Raw genomic sequence first — 20,149 nt, 5'->3', positions numbered from 1 at the left:
CGTCCTAGCCGAGGGGGCTCGGCGATTCCCGAACCGGGCAGTGCCTAGGCCCGCTTCACCGGGAACGCCACATCGCACACCGGGTCCTGCGGGCCCGCCGCCTCCCAGTCCGCGAAGTAGATCTCGCGGCAGGGGCCGTCGAACGCCCAGCCCTCGCGCTCGATCCACGCCTCCACGGCCTCGTAGGCGGCGTGGATCTGGGGGTTGGCGACCTGGGCCTTGGTGATCCGGGTGTAGGCCAGGTGCCGGGCCGGTTCCACCCGCGCCCGCACCTGGCGGGCCCGGCCCTGTTCGGCCGCCCACGCCCGGGCGGCGGCCTCGTCCGCGACCGGGACGCAGGACTCGGCGGGCCCGTCGCTCTCCTCGGAGATCTCGGCGTAGTACACGACGTACGGATCGCCCGCGATCCCGCCGCATTCCCCCGCCGCTTCCTCCAGTCGGCCCAGTGAGGCCGGGATCCAGACGGGCAGCTCGTCCTCGACGGCATGCCGCATCTCGGTGATGATCACCTGGTCGGGCACCTCGGCCATGGCGATCTCGAACGTGTCGTACATCTCGGAGCTCCTCCCCGACAGTCGGCCACGGAGGTACTCGGCGAGCGCGCGCTGAGCGGCGAACCGGCTCTCGACGTCCGCCCAGTAGGCGGCCAGCAGATCGCCCGCCGCACCGGGGGCCGGGGTGTCGAGCACCTCGGCGATCCGGGCGAGCGGCATGTCGAGCCGCCGCAGCAGCGCGACGAGCCGGGCGCGGTCCACCTGGCCGGCGCGGTAGTAGCGGTAGCCGCTCACCTCGTCGACCTTCGCCGGCGCCAGCAGGCCCAGCCGGTCGTAGAGCCGCAGCGCCTTGGCCGACAGGCGGGCCCGCGCGGCGAACGCGCCGATCGTGAGCAGTGCGTCGTCGTTGCGTACGTCCACCACGTCATCCTCCGTCACCGGGCGGTCCACTCCGCCCGGCGACGAGGAGACTCGACCCTGCCCCAGGGTCAGGGTCAACCGGCGAGCTGCGCCTCGACGGCGGCCACGACCTCGGCGGACTCCGGCTCGGTCTGCGGGGAGAAGCGGGCGACGACCGTGCCGTCCCGGCCGATCAGGAACTTCTCGAAGTTCCAGCGGATGTCTCCGGTGTGGCCCTCCGCGTCCGCGAAACCGACGAGACGCTCGTAGAGGGCGTGCCGCTCGTCGCCGTTCACCTCGACCTTCTCGGTCAGCGGGAACGTCACGCCATAGGTGGCCGAGCAGAACTCGGCGATCTCCTCGGCGGTGCCGGGCTCCTGCCCGAGGAACTGGTTGCAGGGCACGCCGAGCACGGTGAAGCCCTGGGCGGCGTACCGCTCCTGGAGCTTCTCCAGGCCGGTGTACTGCGGGGTCAGACCGCACTTGGAGGCCACGTTCACGATCAGGACGGCCTGGCCCGCGTACTGCTCGAGGTCCGCGGAGCCGCCCTTGAGGGCGCCGATCTCGACGGCGAGGGGGGAGGAACCGGCATCAGTAGTCATGCTCCGGATGCTAACTCCGGCGAGTGACACCCCGGCTTCCGGGGACTCCCTCCGGTCGGCCGGTCTCCGCCGTCCCCAGGGTCTCCTGGGCCCCCACCAGCACCTCGCCCGCCCCCGTCCGCGAGTACAGCACCGACCGCCCGGCCCGCCGCCGCTCCACCAGCCCCGCGTCCAGCAGCACCCGCAGATGCCGGCCCACCGAGCCGAGCCCCTGCCCGGTGAGGGCGACCAGCTGGGTCGTGCTCAGCGGCGTGGCCAGCAGCACCAGGACGGCGGCCCGCGCCGGCCCCAGCAGGGCACCCAGGGCGGCCGGAACCGCCCGCTCCCGCCGGTCCCCGGCGAGCACCCCCGTACACGGGTAGACGACCGCGTACCGCTCCCGGCCCTCCCACGACACCCACCCCGTCTTCGGTGTGACCGGCACGAACAGCAGCTCGGCGCCGGAGATCTCGCGCGGCGGGTACTCGTGCTGATTGACCTGGAAGCGGCTCTCCCCGAGCCAGCGGGTCCCCGGCCGCAGCGAGTCCAGCACGGCGGCCCAGCCGCCCCGGCTGACCTGCGCGGTCCGTGCGACGACATCGGCCTCCAGCACCCGCCGCCGACGCTCCCAGTACGGCCGTACGGCCGTCTCCCACACCCCTTCCAGCAGCGCGGCCGCGCGCTCGGGCAGGTCGTCGCGGTCCAGCTCGGCCGGGAGCGGGCCGGCGAGCGAGAGCCGCAGATGGGCGCGGGCGTCCGCCGGACGGGCCGCCCGGATCCGGGCCACGCCGTCCGCGAACGTCTCGCCGTCCCTCGGCGTGGGTGTGAGGAAGTCGGCGATCCAGTTCCGCCCGAGCCCGGCCCGCACCAGCCGCGCGGTCACCGGGTCGGCGACCAGCAGGGCGCGGTAGCCGGGGAGGTGGGCCCGCAGCCACTCGTGCTCACCGGGATGCGCGCCCGCGCCCGCGTGCAGCAGCTTCAGGCTCGCGAAGGTCTCGGCGAGCGGCGAGACGACGAAACGGCTGCCCGCCAGCGTGTCCGCGTTCACCTGCCACCAGCCCACACCCACCCCCTGACCCGACGTTTCGCGCTTCCGCGAAACAATATCGACGGCCATCGGGCCCGCCCGAGACTCCGGCCATGACCAGCGACACGCGACGGCTCTCCCACCGAGGGCTCTCCTACCGAGGGCTCTTCCGCATCCCCGAGTTCACCCCGCTCTTCCTCTCCACCGCCGCGCACACCGCCGCGCAGACGGTCGGCGGGCTCGCCCTTGGCACGCTCGTCTACCGGGCCACGGACTCGCCGCTGCTGTCGGCGCTCAGCATGTTCGGCCCGTCGCTCGCCCAGGTGCTGGGCGCGACCCTGCTCCTCTCCGGCGCCGACCGGCTGCCCCCGAGGACCGCGCTGACCGGCGTCTCCCTCTCCTTCGCCGCCGCCACGGCCCTGCTGGCGCTGCCCGGGCTGCCGGTGGGGGCGATCCTCGCGGTCGTCCTCCTCCAGGGGCTGATCGCCTCCCTCGGCGGCGGTGTCCGCTGGGGCCTGCTGAACGAGATCCTGCCCAAGGACGGCTATCTCCCCGGGCGTTCGCTCTTCAACATCGTGAGCGGCCTCACCCAGATCACGGGCTACGCGGCCGGCGGCGCCCTGGTCACCGCCCTGTCCCCGCGCTCCGTCCTCCTCCTCGCCGCGCTCCTGTACGCGAGCGCCGCCGCGACCGCTCGCCTCGGCCTGACCGCCCGCCCGCCACGCGTCTCCGGCCGCCCCTCACCGGCTGCCACCCGGCGCACCAACGCCGTCCTGTGGTCCTCCCGCCCCCGCCGTCTCACTTACCTGGGCCTGTGGCTGCCCAACGGCCTGGTCGTCGGCTGCGAGGCGCTCTTCGTGCCGTACGACCCCGGCGCGGCGGGCATCCTGTTCGCGTGCGCGGCGCTCGGCATGCTGGCGGGGGACGTGACCGTCGGCCGGCTGCTCCCGCCCGCCGTCCGCACCCGCCTCGCCACCCCGCTGCTCCTCCTCCTGGCCTCGCCCTACCTGCTCTTCGCGCTGCGCCCCGCGCTCCCGCTCGCCGCGGCCTGCGCCGGCCTCGCCTCCGTCGGCTTCGGCGCGAGCCTGATCCAGCAGGAACGCCTGATGGCCCTCACCCCGCCCGAACTCAGCGGCCACGCCCTCGGGTTGCACTCGTCCGGCATGCTCACGATGCAGGGCGTCGGCGCGGCCCTGGCGGGCTCACTGGCCCAACTCACCTCCCCGGCAACGGCGATGACGACGATGGCACTGGCGTCGGTGGGGGTGACGGGGGCGCTGGCGGTGGCGGGGCGGGGTGCTGAGCGGCGGGGAGAGCGGGCTGCCGAGCGGCTCGGTGGGTCGGGGCGCGCCGAGGTTCGTACGCCGTAGTGGGCCCGGCCGTGCGTCAGGCGGGCTCGGTCGCCGACACCGGGGTGACGGTCACGGTGTCGTCGCACTCCGCGAACACGCCGTCGGCCAGGGCGACCTGGTGCGCGCCCGAGCCCGGCAGGCCGATCACCAGCGTGGGGTACACCGACGGGTCCGCGCCGGACGCGCAGTAGCCGTCCGCCTCGCCCTGCACCTGGACGAAGGTCAGCTTCACCCAGGCCCGGCCGCCCGAGGCCGCGAGGGTCACCGGCGCCGCCGATCCGGTGGGGGTCACCGACAGCGGGGCGTTGTGTTCGGGTGAGCCGTTGCCGGCCCCCGCGACCGAGGGGCGGCCGTCGAGGACGCACGGTCGGCCGGAGAGGTTCGTGAACGTCACGACCGCCGCGCCGGTCCCCGTGCCCTGCGGCCGCTCGGCCGCCTGACGTGCGGCCACCCGCAGCCCGTCGGCCGCGCACCTCTTCACGCCCGGTGTGGCGGGTGCGCCCGATGCACCCGGAGTGCCAGGGGCGGCAGGGGCGGCAGGGGTGTCCGGAGTGCTCGGAGTGCTCGGAGTGCTCGGAGTGCCCGGAGTGCCGGTGGTGTGTGGCGTGCTCGTGGACGGGCCTCCCGCCCCGGTCCCGTCGTCGCCCGGCTGGCATCCGGCCGTTCCCACCGTGGCGGCGACCACCGTCACCGTCGCCACCACGGCCCTGCGCGCACCGATCCCGTACCGCATGGAGTCCCCCGAAGCAGATCGCGCGGGGCGTCGGCTCTCGTCGCCCCATGGAGGCAGGCATAGCGGACGAAGCGTAGGTTCTCCCGACCGTGCACCTGTGACGCGACGGTGACAGGAACCGGCGCCCGGAGGGCTACGACGCCGGCGTCGGCCCGTCCTGGGACGTCCCGGTGTCGCCGCCCGCGACGGTGCCGCTGTGCGCGGCCATCACCAGCGCAACCACCAGCGGAACGGACCACACGAGGACGTGGATCGAGGGAGGGTAGCTCGCGAGGGAGTAGCCGTCCCCCGTCAGGGAGGCGACCACGAGCACCACCAGGGGCACACCCGAGACGAGCGCCACGAGAAGCCCCCGCACCAGGGGCCGCTCCAGCAGGAATCGGGGTGCGAGCGCCAGGACGACCCCGGTCGCGGCGCCCAGCGCCCCACCGGCCGCCACGCAGCCGAGGACGGCGAGGACGCCCGCCGTGAGCAGCGCCCGCGCGGTCCCCCAGTGCCCCCCGGCCAGAAAGACGATCGCCACCACCAGACAGAGACAGCCGCCGATCCCGGCGGGCCACGCCCCGACGCCCACCCCCAGCCGCACACCCCGCCGAACGGTCCCCGACACGGCCATACGAACTGCCATACGAACTGCCCCCCAGCATCCGCAGCATCCGACGTGTGCGCGCACAATACCGGCCGTCGTGTCCCGACCCCCGGGGGCACGGGGTCGCGGGGTGGAAGAATCAGTGAGTGTCCGCGGTCCACGACGGCGTGGCGGCCGGTGCCCCGCAGGCGTGGGGGAGGACCGGAGGGAGGCGTGGAGCATGATCGAGTGGGTGGCGTTCAGGGCCGGCTCGCGTCCCGTGCCCCGCCCCGTCGCCACCCCGCTGGTCTGGGCCACCGCCTGCGGCGGCGCACTGACCCTGGTCGCCCTGCACAACGCCCTGGTGGGCACGGACCGCCCCGGCCTCGCCCTGGCCGCGTTGTCCCTGCTGGCCGCGCTGCTCGGCCTGTGCGCCCGCTTCACGGCGGCGCCGGGCACGGCCGTGCTGTGCTGGCTGTTCCTCAACGGCTTCGCCATCCCGCCCGCCGGCACCCTCACTTGGGCCGTCCACCGAGACACCCTCTGGCTCGCCTGCCTGTGCACCGCCACCCTGCTCGGCACCGCCCTGGCCCGCCTCCTCCACGCCCGCGCGGCGTACCACCGCGTGACGACGGGCCCCACGCCGCCGCCACCTCATCAGGACGACTGGCCGCCGGGCACCTGACACGTGGCCGGACAGGTCCGAGGCCGGCACGGCAGACGGCGGTGACGCGGTGCCGGTGTTCCCTCTTCCGTCAGTTCGCGGTTCAGGGTTTCGTGTGGAGGATCTCGCGGGCCTGGTCCGCGGCGCGGGCGGTGCTCTCGCTGACGAAGTCGAGGAAGCGGGCGATGTTCTCGAGGCGGGCGGCGGCCGGGGTGCCGGGGCCGAGGATGCCGACGCCCTGCCGTGCGGTCTCGACGATCTGGGCGATGGACCGGGCGCTGGCCATCATCGCCTGGTACCAGACGTCGGCGTCGACGATGTAGCGCTCGCGGCGGCGTTCGTCGCGTTCCCGGCGGACGAGGCCCTGGCTCTCGAGGAACGTGATCGCCTTGGAGACGGACGCCGGGCTGACCTGGAGGTGCTGGACGAGTTCGGACGCGGTGAGGCTGCCCGTGTCGCTTATGCAGAGGCAGGCCATCACGCGGGCCATCATCTTGGGCGTGCCCGACTGCATGAAGACGGTGGTGAGCGTCTCCTCGTACTCGCGCACGGCCTCCGCGTCGCGCCCGTGGGCCTGCGCGGGCGCCTCCGCGCCCCGGGGTGCGGTCTGTGTGCGGCGGTGGGCGCGGCGTTCGGTGGCGCGGTGGGCGAGGTCCGCGCGGTAGGAGGTGGGGCCGCCGTTGCGCATGACCTCCCGTGTGACGGTCGAGGTCGGGCGGTCGAGGCGTCGGGCGATCTCCGCGTAGGCGAGGCCGTCGGCCAGTCCCAGCGCGATCTGCTGGCGTTCCTGCTGGGTGAGTCTGCCTCCCGGCATCGCGGCCTCCTTCGTGGTCCGTGGTGGCTCGACTATAGCGTTCACCTCCACTCCATTGCAACGAACCAGGTAAGGGTCGTTGCATTAGGCTTCAGTTCGTTGCAACGAAATATCTGCTTCTACCTGCACTGATGGCAATAATGCGCAACGAGCATGTTGCTGGATCTATGAATGCAACGTAGCTTTTCCATCGTCAGAAACAGCGGGCCGACGGAGCGCCGCTGCAGAAGAAGAAGGAGAGCACCATGCAGAAGTTCGCCACCCCCGCCCCGGTCTCCGCCGTCCTGGACATCCCCGCGGGACGCATCCGGTTCATCGCCGCCGACCGGGCCGACACCACCGTCGAGATCCTGCCCGCCGACGCCTCCAAGGGCCGCGACGTGAAGGCGGCGGAGCAGATCGAGGTCGCCTACGGCGACGGCGTCCTGCGGATCGAGGCCCCGGCGGCGACGAACCGGATCCTCGGCAACTCCGGATCCGTCGAGGTGACCGTCCAGCTGCCCGCCGGCTCCCGCGTCGAGGCGAAGGCGGCCGGCGCCGAGTTCCGCGGCGTCGGACGGCTCGGCGACGTCGCCATCGAGGCCGCGCAGGGCACGGTCAAGCTCGACGAGACCGCGGGCGCCCGCCTCACCCTCCAGGCCGGTGACGTCTCGGTCGGCCGTCTGGGCGGCCCCGCCGAGATCAGCACCCAGAAGGGCGACATCCGCATCACCGAGGCCGTGCGCGGCACGGTCACGCTGCGCACCGAGCACGGCGACATCACGGTCGGCGCCGCCCGCGGAGTCTCCGCCTCCCTGGACGCCGGCACCTCCTACGGCCGGATCCACAACGCGCTCAGCAACACCGACGGCGCCGCCGCCGGCCTGACCCTCCACGCGACCACCGCCTACGGCGACATCACCGCCCGCAGCCTCTGAGACGACGTCCACAAGGAGCACTCCTCATGACCAGCTTGGCCATCGCGGCGAACGGGCTGCGCAAGTCCTACGGCGACAAGACCGTCCTCGACGGCATCGACCTGGCCGTCACGGAAGGAACGGTCTTCTCCCTGCTCGGCCCGAACGGCGCAGGCAAGACCACCGCCGTCAAGATCCTCTCCACCCTCGTCACCGCCGACGCCGGTGACCTGAACGTCGGCGGCCACGACCTCGCCACCGACCCGCAGGCGGTACGGGCCGCGATCGGCGTCACCGGTCAGTTCTCCGCCGTCGACGGCCTGATCACCGGCGAGGAGAACATGCTCCTCATGGCGGACCTGCACCACCTCTCCAGGAGCGAGGGGCGGCGGGTCGCCGCCGAACTCCTGGAGCGCTTCGACCTCACCGAGGCCGCGAAGAAGCCCGCCTCCACCTACTCCGGCGGCATGAAGCGCCGCCTCGACATCGCCATGACCCTGGTCGGCGGCCCGCGGATCATCTTCCTGGACGAGCCGACCACCGGCCTCGACCCGCGCTCCCGCCACACCATGTGGGGGATCATCCGCGAGCTGGTCTCCGACGGGGTGACGGTCTTCCTCACCACCCAGTATCTGGAGGAGGCCGACGAACTCGCCGACCGCATCGCCGTACTGAACGACGGCAAGATCGCCGCCGAGGGCACCGCCGACGAACTCAAGCGGCTCATCCCCGGCGGACACGTCCGGCTCCGCTTCACCGACCCGGCCGCCTACCAGAACGCCGCCTCCGCCCTGCGCGAGGTCGCCAGGGACGACGAAGCCCTCGCCCTGCAACTCCCCAGCGACGGCAGCCAGCGCGACCTGCGCTCGATCCTCGACCGCCTGGACACGGCCGGCATCGAGGCCGACGAACTGACCGTGCACACCCCCGACCTCGACGACGTCTTCTTCGCCCTCACCGGCAGCGCCGACATCCCCCACCAGCCCAAGGAGACAGCCCGATGAGCACCCTCTCCCTCGCCGTACGCGACTCCACCACCATGCTGCGCCGCAACCTCCTGCACGCCCGGCGCTACCCCTCCCTCACCCTGAACCTGCTGCTCACCCCGATCATGCTGCTGCTGCTCTTCGTCTACATCTTCGGCGACACCATGAGCGCGGGCATCGGTGGCGGCGGCGCGGACCGCTCCGAGTACATCGCCTACATCGTCCCCGGCCTGCTGCTGATGACCATCGGCAGCACCACGATCGGCACCGCGGTCTCCGTCTCCAACGACATGACCGAAGGCATCATCGCCCGCTTCCGCACCATGGCCATCCACCGCGGCTCCGTGATCATCGGACACGTCATCGGCAGCGTCCTGCAGTCCATCGCCAGCGTGGTCCTCGTCGGCGCCGTCGCCGTCGCCATCGGCTTCCGCTCCACCGACGCCACCGCCCTGGAATGGCTCGCCGCGTTCGGACTGCTCGCGCTCTTCGCCATGGCCCTCACCTGGATCGCCGTCGGCATGGGCCTGATCAGCCCGAACGCCGAGGCCGCCAGCAACAACGCCATGCCCCTGATCCTGCTGCCGCTCCTGTCCAGCGCCTTCGTCCCCCTCGACGCGATGCCGGGCTGGTTCCAGCCGGTCGCCGAGTACCAGCCCTTCACCCCCGCCATCGAGACCCTGCGCGGCCTGCTGCTCGGCACGGAGATCGGCCACAACGGATGGCTCACCGTCGCCTGGTGCCTGGGCCTCACGGTGCTCGGCTACCGCTGGTCGACCTCGAAGTTCAACGACGACCCGAAGTAACCGCCATGACGACGCGGGCCACCCCCGCAACCCGACCCACCCCAGGGCGGCGCACCCCGACACCCCGTCGGAGTACGCCGCCCCGCTCGTGTCCGGGGAGGACATCACGCCTCGGCGCGCACCTTCTCGTACAGGGCTGGGTCGTGGGCGGAGAAGACCGCCAGGTCGGGATCCGCCTGTCGGTACAGCTCGGCGAGGCGCGCGTGGTTGTCCCGCACCCTTCTCAGGTCCCAGGGCGACGAGGGTCTCCATGGCCCGCAGGGCGGCGGGGACGGGCGTACGGCCGTCGATCGTGCCGTGGTGGTAGAAGGCGTCGCCGGCATGCAGCAGCCGGCGGGTGCCGGTGTCGACCGCGACACACGCGTGTCCGCGGGTGTGGCCGGGCAGCGGGACCAGGACGATTCCGGGGGCGATGGCATCGAGTTCCTTGGCCGCGGCGAACCCACGGGTGAGGACGATGTGGCGGACGTCGTCCCGGCGACCATCCGAACGTCACCGTCGTCACCGGCGACGCCACCCGCACCGACGACCTCACCCGCGCCCTGACCGGCAGCGACGTCGTACTGTCCGCCCTCGGCCCGGGCAAGGACTTCAAGTCCACCCTCGCCGACCGCGCCACCCGCACGCTGATCCCCGCCGCACGCGCCGCCGGGGTCCACCGCGTTGTCGGGAGTGGTCCCGCCGCAACGCCATCCTGGACCGCTGACCCGATCCGCCGCCTCCGGGTGACCGGTCCGCCCGCGGAGCACCATGGCGCCCACCGTCAGCAAGCCACTCATGGCTGGGGACAGCCGACCGTGTGATGGTCCGGACAGCGGACCGGTTGTGGCGGACCTAGCGGGCGAGTGACCCGTTCCCGGCATCGGACGCGGAATGCCATGCCTGCAGGCCCGCTCGGGAGGCCTCCTTGGCCTGCTGCCACTTCATGGCCGCCTGCTGGGCCGGGGGCACCTCCATGTTGCGGATCATGCGTCGACCCGCGGTGATCACGGCGAAGGCCGCGATCGTCATGCCTGCGCACGCCACCACGGCACCGGCCGCGGTGAGCACGGCACCGGTGGTGACGAGACGGGTGTCGATCTCGATCATCCGCTGGGACTGACGGTGGTGATGGTTCATGACTCCACGATCCAATGCGGGGAACCACCTCGCATCTCGACGGGAACCTCGACGGGAACCCGGACGTGCGACCTGAACCGCCCCCTGCCTCCGCGATCAGGGCAGAAGCAGGGGGCGGTACGGCGGCGGGCCGGGGCTTCAGAAGGTGCGCTTCAGAAGGTGTGCTTCAGGACGTGCGCTTCAAGAGGTGCCACCGAACAGGCCGTCCGAGGGCGGGGCTTCCGGTCCGGGCGTCGTGTCTGCCGGTGTCGCACCGTCCGTCGGCGTCGGGGTGGCGAGCTCGCCGGGCCCGGGGGTCACCTCTGGATCGGTCACCTCTGGATCGGTCACCTGTGGGTCGGCCGTGGCCGGAGCGGTGGCCACCGTGAGGGTCACCGTGCTGGAGGCCGGGACCCTTTCGCCCGCGGCGGGGTTCTGGCCGAGGACGGTGCCGGGTCCGGCTGTCTCGGAGGGCTCCTCCGTCGTTTCGACGGCCAGGCCCTGACCCTCCAGGATCCCCGCGGCCTCCTCGGCGGAGGACTGCGTCACGTCGGGCACCTCGACGTATCCGCCGTCGCCCTCGGCGCTGGTCTCGCCCGGGTCCTCGGGCAGGGCGGTGTCCTGCGCGCCGTCCGAGCCCACCGGCCGTTCCAGTCCGGCGTCCGTCGCCTGGACATCGACGAGCCGGTACGTCTCCACCTCGTCCCCGTCGTCGGTGGGCTCGACCTTGACGACCTTGTCGCGGTCGTACGACGCCCACTTCTTGTTCGTACCCTTGAACTCGACGTCGGTCCTGTCGACATCGTGCTCGAACGCACCCAGCGGATTGCCGCAGCTGCACTGCACCACGGGCTCGCCGTGCAGGTCGACCAGGACCGCGATGCCGGCCTCCAGCAGCGCGTCGAAGGCGACCGCCCTGCCCTTCTTGTAGTCGTGGTTCTTCACCAGCGTGTCGTTGCGCAGCAGAACGGGTGTCAGTCTCCCGACGAAGCCCCCGATCTCGTCGATGCCGATGCCCTGCGCCTTGGCCCACTCCAGCGCCTTCTTCCGGTTGGCGCCCTTCTTGAGGAACTCGACCAGTTTCGTCTTGTCGCAGCTCTTGTCGTGCCGCGTGCCGCCGTAGAGGCCGGGCCGGTTGCCCTTCTGCACGCCTCCCCCGAGGGCGAGCGCGTCGCTGACAGGGCGGTCGGCGGCGAGTCCGAGTGCTTCCGCGAAGAAGGGCGCGGCGGCCGGGGCCCCGCGAGCGATCGCCTTGACGGCGATCTTGGTGACCGGCGCGCACGCGGTGACGGCCGGGGCGACGATGCTCAGGATCACGGCGAGCAGGACCGCGGTCCTGATGATCCCCCGTTTGCCGCTCATGGTTCTCCTTCGTCGAGAGAGTGGTTCTGGGGTCGTTTTTTTTGGGGGGGGCGTCTTCCGGCCCGGCGTTCGCCGGGCCGCAGCTGGACGCGTCCGGTACTCCCCTCGTGGTGCCGGCCGCGCCGAAGACGCACCCCCCGGGTGACGTCACGTCATGTCACGTCACGTGGTGGCCCGCTCCGGGGCCGGGCGGGACAGGACCAGGGCGATCACGACGACGGTGACCACGATGAAGACCGCGACGACGGCCACGGCCCACGCCGGGACGCCGGTGACGAACAGCGCCGGGAGCGCGGTGATCGCCGACAGGATCCGGGACCCGGCGACGACGCGGGAGCCGGTGCGGTTGGCGGTGCGCCAGGTGTAGGCGACGGCCACGACCGTGATCAGTCCGAGGACGGCGTCGGCGACGAGCACGCCCGTCGGCGGCCCGGGCTCGTCGCTCTCCGGCGCCCAGACGCCGGCCAGGTTGGTCATGTCGAGCAGTCCGAGTGCCGCGGCCAGCCCGAGGCCCACCTTGTTCTTGCGGCTGAGCGTGGGGCCCACCGCTTGTGTCCCGGTCATGTCGGTTCCCCCGTACGGGTGTTGGGGCCTCCGGTGCGGCGACCCGGTGGACCGAGCATCGCGGCCGGGCCCCTCGGCGCGCATCCTCCGAACCTCCCGGCCGGCCAGGAGGATTTCCCGGACCGGAGGGAGGAGCGGACCCTCCCCGCCGGGAGACCCGTCGGCCATCATCGGGACATGACCTCCCCCGCCGGTCCGATCCGGGTACTCATCGCCGACGACCATCCCGTCGTACGGCGCGGTCTGAGCGCGCTGCTGGCCTCGCTGGACGGCGTGGAGGTGGTGGCGGAGGCGGCGAACGGCGAAGAGGCGCTTCGAGAGGCGCAGTTGAGCCGGCCCGACGTCGTGGTGATGGACATCCAGATGCCCGCGCTGGACGGTGTGGAGGCGACCCGGCGACTGACCGCCCTGTTGCCGGACGTGTCGGTGCTCGTCGTCACGATGTTCGAAGACGACGAGACGGTGGTGTCCGCGATGCGCGCCGGTGCCCGCGGCTACCTCCTCAAGGGCGCCCAGCAGGAGGAGATCCTGACCACCCTGCGGTCGGTCGCGGCCGGGCAGTACGTGATGGCGCCCGGTGTCGCGGCACGCCTCCTCGGCCGTCTCTCCCCGGCGGCCGCGCCGACCGCCCCCTTCCCCGAACTGACCACCCGCGAGCGGGAGGTGCTCGACCGCGTGGCCCGGGGATACACGAACGCCCGGGTCGCGGCCGACCTGGCGCTGGCCGAGAAGACCGTGGCGAACCGCCTGTCCGCGATCTTCCTGAAGCTGGGCGTGAGCGGGCGGACCGAGGCGGTCATCCTGGCCCGGCAGCACGGGCTGGGCGGCGGCACGCCGGAGGCGGGGCCGTGACGGCACAGCGCCTGAGCGCACGGAATCTTCTCGCGCTTCTCGCGCTTCTCGCCACCGCGGCCTTCGCCTCCCTCGCCTTCGCCCCACCCTCCTCCTCCGAGCAGTGGACGATCTGGTCGGTGATCGTCGGCACGTTCCTCGCGCTGTGCTGCGGGGCGGTCACCGCCCGCCGCCCCGGTACGGCGGCGGCCCCGTACCTCTGTGCGTCCGCGGCCGCCCTGCTGGCCGCCCCGCTCGCGCTCACCGCGGGCACCCGCTCCCTGGCCGTGGTCCTGGCCGTCACCGCGTCGACCGTGGCCCTGCCGCTGGCGGCCCTGCGCGTCGTGCCGAAGCGGCCGCCGTCCCGGCTGCTGGTCTGCGCGGACGCGGCCGTCGTCCTCACCGGCGCCGGCTGCGCGGTCGCGGCGGTCGCCGGTGCGGCAGCCGCTCAGGTGGCCGCGGCCATCGCCGCCGGAACCGTGATGCTCGCGGGGACGTGGGTGCTCTTCGAGGTCACCACCGGGGACGACCGGCGCCGCGTGCTGTGGCTGGTGCTGGGCGCCGCGGCGACGACGCTGGGCGGCATGCTGCTGTTCGCCGCCGAGAACTCCCTGCCCATGGGGCCGGTGGATACCGTCGTCGCCACGAGCGCGCTGTCGCTGCCGCTGCCCCTCGCCGTCACCGTCGCGCTCGTCGCGCCACGCCGGGCCGACGTACGGGTGGTGATCCGCGGGGCCTCCGTCCTGATCGTCATGCTCGCGTTGAGTGCGGCGGTGTACGAAGGGGTCGCGGCGGTGTGGGAGATGGTGGTGGGCACGCGGCCCGGCAAGGGGGTGCCGGCGCTGCTGGCGGCCGCGATCGCCGCCGGCTACCAGCCCGTACGGCAGCGGGTCGAGGCGAGCATGGACGAGATGCTGTTCGGCAGGTCGGCCGACCCGGTCGAGACGCTGACCCGGCTCGGCACGGACCTCACCGCCGGCGCCCCGCCCCCGCTGTGGCTGCACACCCTGCGCTCCACCCTCGGCGTGCCGGGCATCGCCCTGCGACAGGACGGGACCGCGGTCGCCACAGCGGGCGTCATGGACGACGGCCACACGACGCGCATCGCCCTGCGCGCGGGTGCCGAGCACGCGGGCGACCTCGTGGTGTGCCTCCCGCCCGGCCACCTGCGGCTGCCCCGGGCCGCTACGGCGGTGCTCCAGCTGGTGGCGGCGCCGCTCGCCCAGGCCCTGCACGCCGCGCGGCTCAGTGAGCAACTGCGCGTCTCCCGCGGCCGGGTGGTGACCGCGCTGGAGGAAGAGCGCCGCCGGATGCGCCGGGATCTGCACGACGGTCTCGGCCCGGCCCTGACCGGCATCGCCTACACCACCGACGCGGCCGTCAACCTCATCGCCACCGACCCGGAGCGCGCCGTGGAGACGCTGCGCGGGCTACGCGTCGACATCGGCGACGCCATCACCGAGATCCGCCGGATCGTCTACGGTCTGCGGCCCCGTGCCCTCGACGAGCTCGGCCTCGTCGATGCCGTCCGCCAGCGCATCGCCCCGCTGTGCGCCGCGGCCGACCGGCCCCTGACCATCACCATCGACGCCCCGCCACGGCTGCCGCCGCTCCCCGCGGCTGTCGAGGTGGCCGCGTACCGGGTGGCAGTGGAGGCCGTGACCAACATCGCCCGGCACTCCGACGGCGTCACCGCCGCCCTCACCCTGGAGCTCGCGGACCCCGCACTCCTGCGCGTGACCGTTGCCGACAGCGGCCCCTGCACGGGGACGTGGACACCCGGCGTGGGCATCCGATCCATGTACGAACGCGTCGAGGAGATCGGCGGCACCCTCACCATCCGCCCCACCCCGCAGGGCGCGACCGTCACCGCCGACCTGCCACTCGCCCTCCCTGCCTGACGATGCCACCTGACATGAGGGCGTGCTTGAGATGGGGGCTCGGTGCGGGTCGGTGCCGGCCACGATCCGATGTGCCGCGGTGCTTCGTCGGACCGCTCCTCAGCCGATCCGCCAGGGCCGGAGCTTCTCGGGGTTTCGCACCGCCCACACCTGCCTGATCCGGTCGCCCGCGATCTCGAACGCGAACACGGTCGCGATGCTGCCGTCCTGCCGCGCCACCAAGCCGGGCAGGCCGTTGACCGTGCACTCCAGCAACGTCGTGCGGCCGTCCCACCGGCGGGCGATCTCGGCGTAGGCACGTGCGATCCGCTCATCGCCCACGATCGGGTGCAGATGGGTGGCGGCCAGCCCGCCGCCGTCGGCGGTCGCGGTGGCGTCGGGGTCGAGCAGACCGATCAGGGCGTCGATGTCCTTGGCCTCCCACGCCGTTCTGAACCGCCTGACGATGCCGGCCTGCCCGGCACTCGGGCCCGCCGAGGTCTGCGCGGTGCGGATGCGACGGCGGGCGGACGAGGCCAGTTGGCGGCATGCCGCCGGAGTGCGGCCGACGATCTCGGCGACCTCGCCGAACGGGTAGCGGAAGACGTCGTGCAGGACGAACGCGACGCGCTCGGCCGGGGTCATCGCATCGAGGACGACCAGGAAGGCCATCGTCACCGACTCGTCGAGGGTGACCCGATCGGCCGGGTCGATCCCGCCGACGCCGGAGCGCCCGGTGATCCACTCCGTGGGCTCGGGCAGCGGCTCCGGGATCCAGTCGCCCACGTACGTCTCCCGCCTGGCCCGAGCCGAGCCGAGCAGGTTCAGGCAGATGCGGCCGGCGACCGTCACCAGCCAGGCGCCGGGCGACTCGATGGCCTGCTGCTCCCGTGCGGACAGGGCGTACCAGCGGGCGTAGGTCTCCTGCACGACATCCTCGGCGTCGGCGAGGGACCCGAGGAGCCGATAGCCGAGGTTGATCAGCCGGCGCCGCTCGCTCATGATCGCGCTGAGGCCCGGATCGCGCTGATCGTCGCCGGGCCCGCTCTGGTGGTCATGGTCCGGCCGTCTCCCTCGCTCGCCGCTGTGCCTCTACCCGTTACGACAAGACAGCGCGGCGGAATGTGAGGCCGACGCGCCGCCTCACATTCCGAAGGGCTGCGTTGTCGTAACGGGTGAGGACGGCAACAACGAGACCGAGACCGAGACCGAGACCGAGACCGAGACCGAGACGGAGAGGTGACTCTCGATGAACGACTTCCAGGCCATCGCGGACCGCGTCGAGATCGAGGCACTGCGCGGCGAGTTCACCGACGCGGCCATGATGCGCGACCGAACCCGCCTGGCATCGCTGTTCACACCGGACGGCGCCCTGCGCATGCCCAACATCCCCGTCGAGTTGGTGGGCCGCGAGGAGATCCGTGCCCGGGGCGAGCGGCTGCAGAGCCAGTGGGACTTCTTCGTACAGACCACACACCCCGGCACGATCGTCCTCGACGGCGACACCGCGACCGGCCGCGCCTACCTCCAGGAACTCGCGCGCACCCTCGACGGACGCCAGGGTCTGAACTATGCCGTCTACCACGACCGCTACCAGCGCACCGCGGAGGGCTGGAAGTTCGCCGAGCGGGTGTACGAGGTCAGGTACCTCGACACCTCCCCGCTGGCGGGCACGGCGCCCCACCCCGCGCAGGGCTCCCGGACCAATCCGGCAGACGCCACGGCCACCCCGGCTCCGGCCGCGTCCTTCGCCGCCCCGGCATCGGCCGAACAACTGGAGCGGGCAGCCGCCGCGCTGCGTGCGGGCGGCTTCGCCGCCGAGATCCTCGACGACGCCGCGGCCGCGCGCGCCCGCATCAAGGACCTGCTCCCCGAGGGCGCCGGCGTGCTCACCGGAGCCAGCGAGACCCTCCGGCTGTCCGGCATCGACGAGGACATCAACGCCGGCGGCCGGTACGACGCCATCAGGCCGCGCGTCCTGGCCATCGACCGTGCCACCGGCGCCGACGAGATCCGAAGGCTGGTCGCGAGCCCCGAATTCGTCGTCAACAGCGTCGCCGCGGTCACCGAGACCGGCTCGCTCGTTCTCGCCTCGGGCAGCGGCAGCCAACTCCCCGCCAACGCGGGCGGCGCCGCCCACGCGGTCTGGATCGTCGGCGCGCAGAAGGTGGTGCCCGACCTGAGCACAGCGCTGCGCCGCGTCGAGGAGCACGCCCTCCCGCTGGAGAACGCCCGCGCCCAGGCGGTGTACGGGACGCCCAGTGCCGTCAACCGCCTGCTCATCCTCAACGCGGAACCCCGCCCGGGCCGCGCCACCGTGCTGCTCCTGCGAGAGACCATCGGATACTGACCCGGCCCCAGCGGCACGCGAGTGTGGCCTGCCTGCTTCACCAACTGAGCCGGCGAGGAACGGACGTCGCTGTGGGAGAGGCCCCGGAATCCCTTCTTCCCGCGCACAACCATTCCGACGGCTCCGCTGTCACACCCGTGTCATAGGCATCCGAAATATGCCGCGCCCGGTGCCTTCCAGCCTCCGGTGACGCGCGGCCTCCCACGGCTCATGGGGGTTTGAACCACCTTGCGCAACCGCAGAATCTCCACCGCGACGGCACTCGCCGTCCTCTTCAGTTCCGTGGCACTGACGGGCCTCGGGTCCACGGTCGCCCACGCCGACGGCAACACCGTCCTGCCCGTCGCCTCCGTCGCCGACATCGTCGTGGACAGCGTGCACCAGCACGTCTTCGTCAGTGACCCGACCGGTGGCAAGGTCGTCGCCACCGACTACAGCGGCAACGTCGTCGGGACGCTCGGCTCGCTGCCGAAGGCAGGCGGCCTGGAACTCTCGGCCGACTCGCAGACGCTGTACGTGGCCGTCGCGGGCAGCGACGAGATCGCGGCCATCGACACGGCCGGCCTCACCGAGTCCGCCCGCTACTCGACCGGCACCGCCGACAGCCCGGCGACCCTCGCCCGCGCAGGCGGGAAACTGTGGTTCGGCTACGGCACGGTGGCGCACGGGAACATCGGCTCCCTCGACCTCTCGGGCCCGGATCCCGTCCTCGCCGTGGCCCAGGACAGCGGCAGCCGCTGGTACTACGCGCCCCTGCTGGAGTCCAACCCGGCCGCGCCCGGTGTGCTGGCCGCGGGTGTGCCGGGCCTCAGCCCCTCCGCCGTGGCGACCTATGACGTCTCCGGCGCCGACGCGCCCAGGCTCATCGCCCAGGGCCAGGCCGGCAGCAACCTGCGCGACCTCGAGGTGACCCCCGACGGCAACCAGGTCGTCACGGCCAGCGGCTCGCCCTACAAGCACCAGGTGCTGTCCACCACCGACCTGAAGGAAGTCGGCAGCTACCCGACCGACGCCTACCCGAACGCCGTCGACATCGCCGCGGACGGCACCGTCGCCGCAGGCATCGACGGCTCGTACGAGCCGGACGTCTACATCTTCAAGCCCGGTGCCACCGAGCCGGCCCGGAAGTACGACTTCGCCGACACCGGCACCGGCACCCTGGTTCCGGACGGCCTGGCCTGGGAGCCGGACGGCAACCACCTCTTCGCGGTCACCGAGAGCGGCAGCACGTACCGCCTCAACACACTGAACGCGCCGACCAAGGCCCCCACCACGGTGACGGTGAGTGCGCCTTCCTCGGTCGTTCCCGGTAAGTCGCTGACTGTCACCGGGAAGGTCAGCGGTGGCGATGTGCTGCCGGCGGGGACGTCGCTGACGGTCACCCGTACCGATGCGGAGTCGCCGTCGGGCAAGGCGCTGGCCCCGGTGACGACGGGTGAGGACGGGTCGTTCTCCTTCACCGACACTCCGTCGGTCGAGGGCGATGCGAAGTACACCGTCTCCTACGCGGGTGACTCCGGGCACGCTCCGGCGTCCGCCACGCGGACCGTGGTCGTCTCCCGCAGCGCCACCACGGTGACGGTGAGCGCGCCCGCCACGGCCACCCGCGCCAAGCCACTGACCGTCACCGGCAAGGTCGCCAACGCCGAGGCGTTGCCGGCCGGCACGGCACTCACCGTCAAGCGCACGGACCTGGAGTCGCCCTCCGGCAAGGCGCTGGCCTCGGTGAAGACCAAGGCGGACGGCACCTTCTCCTTCACCGACACCCCGCCTGCCGGCGGCAACGTGAAGTACACCGTCTCCTACGCGGGCGACGCGACCCGCGCCGCGGCCTCCGGCTCCGACACGGTGGCCGTCTCCCGGACCGCCACCACGCTGAGCCTGAACAACAGCGGCAAGGTGTACTCCTACGGTCAGGACGTCACCTTCACCGCGCACCTGGGCACCACCTACAAGAGCCGCACGGTGGAGATCTGGGCCGACCCCTACGGCTCGGACAAGCCCAAGGTCCTGGTGAAGAAGGCGACCGTCAACTCCAGCGGAAACGTCTCCGCCGTGGTGGACATGAAGCGGGACACCACCGTCACCGCGGTCTTCGCCGGTGACGCCCGCACCGCCCCGAAGTCGGTCAAGGTCACCGCGTACGCCAAGGTGAGCGTGTCCACCTCGCTGACGAAGTACTACAAGACCGGCAAGGTCAGCACCAACTCCCCGACGTACTACTGGTACCGCAAGAGCACCGGCCCGCTGTTCACCACCACGATGAGCTACTACCCGGGCCGCAGCCACCGGCTGGACATCGACGTCTACTACCAGGGCGCGTGGCACCGCGGCTACGAGGAGTTCTTCGACCTGGGCACCACCGGCAAGAGCGTCATCGACCTCGGCGCCTCCGACGAGGCAGGCCTCCGCGTCCGGGTCCGGTCGGCCTACATCAACGACTCCTCCGGAGACAACGTCAACTCCACCACCTACAGCTCCTGGAAGTACATCTACTTCACCAACTGAGCTGCTTCTGAGGGGGCGGCTGTGACAGGGAGGCCGCGTCGCAGCCTGAAGCAAGCCGGGGACAGGGGACAGCCGGGACTCGTCAGCGTGCGCGAGTCTCGGCTGCTCACTACCTGGCCACGGCTCCAGGCATCGCAGGCCGCACCCTGCTCGTCACCTTCAACAAGGCGCTCGTTACCTGTAACGGAAGGTGCCCGTCGGTGTACGGACAGTCGGGGAGCCGGGGAGCCGGGGAG

19 protein-coding genes and 1 pseudogene are annotated in these 20,149 nt (G+C 72.4%); 10 read left to right on the top strand and 10 right to left on the bottom strand.

Annotation, left to right across the window (positions count from 1 at the left end; translation table 11 throughout):
• Positions 1 to 44: 44 nt before the first annotated feature.
• Genes ACZ6D7_RS13515 through ACZ6D7_RS13505 form a run of 3 tightly spaced genes read right to left on the bottom strand, consistent with a single transcriptional unit; the run spans position 45 to position 2,537 of the window.
• Positions 45 to 932, bottom strand: a complete 888-nt coding sequence (locus tag ACZ6D7_RS13515; RefSeq protein ID WP_469488829.1) for a MerR family transcriptional regulator — start codon at positions 930 to 932, stop codon at positions 45 to 47.
• A 56-nt stretch (positions 933 to 988) separates the two neighbouring features.
• Positions 989 to 1,495 (bottom strand): glutathione peroxidase, encoded by a 507-nt coding sequence (locus tag ACZ6D7_RS13510; RefSeq protein ID WP_469488825.1) that lies wholly within the window; start codon positions 1,493 to 1,495, stop codon positions 989 to 991.
• 10 nt (positions 1,496 to 1,505) lie between these two features.
• Positions 1,506 to 2,537 carry an ArsR/SmtB family transcription factor gene (locus tag ACZ6D7_RS13505; RefSeq protein WP_469488822.1) on the bottom strand — a complete coding sequence of 344 codons (1,032 nt, stop codon included), beginning with the start codon at positions 2,535 to 2,537 and terminating at the stop codon, positions 1,506 to 1,508.
• Between the two features lie 77 nt (positions 2,538 to 2,614).
• On the opposite strand from ACZ6D7_RS13505, the gene ACZ6D7_RS13500 reads away from it, so the two are divergent.
• The gene (locus ACZ6D7_RS13500; protein WP_469488816.1) at positions 2,615 to 3,871 is read left to right on the top strand and encodes an MFS transporter; all 1,257 of its coding nucleotides are present in this window, start codon (positions 2,615 to 2,617) and stop codon (positions 3,869 to 3,871) included.
• A 16-nt stretch (positions 3,872 to 3,887) separates the two neighbouring features.
• On the opposite strand, the gene ACZ6D7_RS13495 is transcribed toward ACZ6D7_RS13500, so the two are convergent.
• Entirely contained in the window at positions 3,888 to 4,334 is a 447-nt protein-coding gene (locus ACZ6D7_RS13495; protein WP_469488812.1) for a DUF4232 domain-containing protein, read from the bottom strand.
• Positions 4,335 to 4,719: 385 nt separating this feature from the next.
• Complete coding sequence (locus tag ACZ6D7_RS13490) at positions 4,720 to 5,214, bottom strand: hypothetical protein (protein WP_469488809.1); 495 nt, start codon at positions 5,212 to 5,214, stop codon at positions 4,720 to 4,722.
• Between the two features lie 181 nt (positions 5,215 to 5,395).
• Between ACZ6D7_RS13490 and ACZ6D7_RS13485 the strand changes: the two genes are divergently transcribed.
• Positions 5,396 to 5,839: a hypothetical protein gene (locus ACZ6D7_RS13485; RefSeq protein WP_469488807.1), complete on the top strand. Its 444-nt coding sequence runs from the start codon at positions 5,396 to 5,398 to the stop codon at positions 5,837 to 5,839.
• 82 nt (positions 5,840 to 5,921) lie between these two features.
• Here ACZ6D7_RS13485 and ACZ6D7_RS13480 read toward each other — a convergent pair whose 3' ends face one another.
• Complete coding sequence (locus tag ACZ6D7_RS13480; RefSeq protein ID WP_469488804.1) at positions 5,922 to 6,632, bottom strand: GbsR/MarR family transcriptional regulator; 711 nt, start codon at positions 6,630 to 6,632, stop codon at positions 5,922 to 5,924.
• A 245-nt stretch (positions 6,633 to 6,877) separates the two neighbouring features.
• Between ACZ6D7_RS13480 and ACZ6D7_RS13475 the strand changes: the two genes are divergently transcribed.
• The 4 genes and pseudogenes from ACZ6D7_RS13475 to ACZ6D7_RS13460 form a co-directional block, all read left to right on the top strand.
• Positions 6,878 to 7,549 carry a DUF4097 family beta strand repeat-containing protein gene (locus ACZ6D7_RS13475; protein ID WP_469488801.1) on the top strand — a complete coding sequence of 224 codons (672 nt, stop codon included), beginning with the start codon at positions 6,878 to 6,880 and terminating at the stop codon, positions 7,547 to 7,549.
• Between the two features lie 26 nt (positions 7,550 to 7,575).
• Positions 7,576 to 8,532 (top strand): ATP-binding cassette domain-containing protein, encoded by a 957-nt coding sequence (locus tag ACZ6D7_RS13470; RefSeq protein ID WP_469488797.1) that lies wholly within the window; start codon positions 7,576 to 7,578, stop codon positions 8,530 to 8,532.
• On the top strand, positions 8,529 to 9,320 hold the full coding sequence (locus ACZ6D7_RS13465) for an ABC transporter permease (protein WP_469488794.1): 792 nt from the start codon (positions 8,529 to 8,531) through the stop codon (positions 9,318 to 9,320). Before ACZ6D7_RS13470 ends, ACZ6D7_RS13465 begins: the two co-directional genes overlap by 4 nt.
• Positions 9,321 to 9,811: 491 nt before the next feature.
• Positions 9,812 to 10,123: pseudogene (locus ACZ6D7_RS13460) on the top strand (NAD(P)H-binding protein); the annotation flags it as partial.
• A 31-nt stretch (positions 10,124 to 10,154) separates the two neighbouring features.
• Here the strand turns inward: ACZ6D7_RS13460 and ACZ6D7_RS13455 are convergent.
• The 3 genes from ACZ6D7_RS13455 to ACZ6D7_RS13445 form a co-directional block, all read right to left on the bottom strand.
• Positions 10,155 to 10,439, bottom strand: coding sequence for a hypothetical protein (locus ACZ6D7_RS13455; protein ID WP_469488789.1), 285 nt, complete (start codon positions 10,437 to 10,439; stop codon positions 10,155 to 10,157).
• Positions 10,440 to 10,619: 180 nt separating this feature from the next.
• Positions 10,620 to 11,780 (bottom strand): DUF6777 domain-containing protein, encoded by a 1,161-nt coding sequence (locus ACZ6D7_RS13450; RefSeq protein ID WP_469488784.1) that lies wholly within the window; start codon positions 11,778 to 11,780, stop codon positions 10,620 to 10,622.
• 162 nt (positions 11,781 to 11,942) lie between these two features.
• Positions 11,943 to 12,344, bottom strand: a complete 402-nt coding sequence (locus ACZ6D7_RS13445; RefSeq protein ID WP_469488781.1) for a hypothetical protein — start codon at positions 12,342 to 12,344, stop codon at positions 11,943 to 11,945.
• 177 nt (positions 12,345 to 12,521) lie between these two features.
• Between ACZ6D7_RS13445 and ACZ6D7_RS13440 the strand changes: the two genes are divergently transcribed.
• Complete coding sequence (locus ACZ6D7_RS13440; RefSeq protein ID WP_469488777.1) at positions 12,522 to 13,196, top strand: response regulator; 675 nt, start codon at positions 12,522 to 12,524, stop codon at positions 13,194 to 13,196.
• Positions 13,193 to 15,076: a sensor histidine kinase gene (locus tag ACZ6D7_RS13435; RefSeq protein ID WP_469488775.1), complete on the top strand. Its 1,884-nt coding sequence runs from the start codon at positions 13,193 to 13,195 to the stop codon at positions 15,074 to 15,076. The genes ACZ6D7_RS13440 and ACZ6D7_RS13435 overlap by 4 nt, the downstream gene beginning before the upstream one ends.
• A gap of 99 nt (positions 15,077 to 15,175) precedes the next feature.
• Here the strand turns inward: ACZ6D7_RS13435 and sigJ are convergent, their stop codons facing one another.
• Complete coding sequence (gene sigJ / locus ACZ6D7_RS13430) at positions 15,176 to 16,057, bottom strand: RNA polymerase sigma factor SigJ (RefSeq protein ID WP_469488772.1); 882 nt, start codon at positions 16,055 to 16,057, stop codon at positions 15,176 to 15,178.
• 247 nt (positions 16,058 to 16,304) lie between these two features.
• On the opposite strand from sigJ, the gene ACZ6D7_RS13425 reads away from it, so the two are divergent.
• Together ACZ6D7_RS13425 and ACZ6D7_RS13420 are read left to right on the top strand one after the other, a co-directional pair.
• Positions 16,305 to 17,405: a nuclear transport factor 2 family protein gene (locus tag ACZ6D7_RS13425; protein ID WP_469488767.1), complete on the top strand. Its 1,101-nt coding sequence runs from the start codon at positions 16,305 to 16,307 to the stop codon at positions 17,403 to 17,405.
• A 228-nt stretch (positions 17,406 to 17,633) separates the two neighbouring features.
• Positions 17,634 to 19,913: an Ig-like domain repeat protein gene (locus ACZ6D7_RS13420; protein ID WP_469488765.1), complete on the top strand. Its 2,280-nt coding sequence runs from the start codon at positions 17,634 to 17,636 to the stop codon at positions 19,911 to 19,913.
• The last annotated feature ends 236 nt before the right edge of the window (positions 19,914 to 20,149 follow it).

The sequence above is a fragment of the Streptomyces sp. NPDC041784 genome, from assembly GCF_055591025.1.
This window is presented reverse-complemented; position numbering and strand designations above follow the sequence as displayed.

Bases quoted from the DNA above. Each gene is read 5' to 3' on its own strand.
- ACZ6D7_RS13510 (WP_469488825.1), bottom strand. From the start codon at position 1,495: ATGACTACTGATGCCGGTTCCTCCCCCCTCGCCGTCGAGATCGGCGCC.
- ACZ6D7_RS13500 (WP_469488816.1), top strand. From the start codon at position 2,615: ATGACCAGCGACACGCGACGGCTCTCCCACCGAGGGCTCTCCTACCGA.
- ACZ6D7_RS13490 (WP_469488809.1), bottom strand. From the start codon at position 5,214: ATGGCAGTTCGTATGGCCGTGTCGGGGACCGTTCGGCGGGGTGTGCGG.
- ACZ6D7_RS13485 (WP_469488807.1), top strand. From the start codon at position 5,396: ATGATCGAGTGGGTGGCGTTCAGGGCCGGCTCGCGTCCCGTGCCCCGC.
- ACZ6D7_RS13480 (WP_469488804.1), bottom strand. From the start codon at position 6,632: ATGCCGGGAGGCAGACTCACCCAGCAGGAACGCCAGCAGATCGCGCTG.
- ACZ6D7_RS13475 (WP_469488801.1), top strand. From the start codon at position 6,878: ATGCAGAAGTTCGCCACCCCCGCCCCGGTCTCCGCCGTCCTGGACATC.
- ACZ6D7_RS13470 (WP_469488797.1), top strand. From the start codon at position 7,576: ATGACCAGCTTGGCCATCGCGGCGAACGGGCTGCGCAAGTCCTACGGC.
- ACZ6D7_RS13465 (WP_469488794.1), top strand. From the start codon at position 8,529: ATGAGCACCCTCTCCCTCGCCGTACGCGACTCCACCACCATGCTGCGC.
- ACZ6D7_RS13455 (WP_469488789.1), bottom strand. From the start codon at position 10,439: ATGAACCATCACCACCGTCAGTCCCAGCGGATGATCGAGATCGACACC.
- ACZ6D7_RS13450 (WP_469488784.1), bottom strand. From the start codon at position 11,780: ATGAGCGGCAAACGGGGGATCATCAGGACCGCGGTCCTGCTCGCCGTG.
- ACZ6D7_RS13445 (WP_469488781.1), bottom strand. From the start codon at position 12,344: ATGACCGGGACACAAGCGGTGGGCCCCACGCTCAGCCGCAAGAACAAG.
- ACZ6D7_RS13440 (WP_469488777.1), top strand. From the start codon at position 12,522: ATGACCTCCCCCGCCGGTCCGATCCGGGTACTCATCGCCGACGACCAT.
- sigJ (WP_469488772.1), bottom strand. From the start codon at position 16,057: ATGAGCGAGCGGCGCCGGCTGATCAACCTCGGCTATCGGCTCCTCGGG.
- ACZ6D7_RS13425 (WP_469488767.1), top strand. From the start codon at position 16,305: ATGAACGACTTCCAGGCCATCGCGGACCGCGTCGAGATCGAGGCACTG.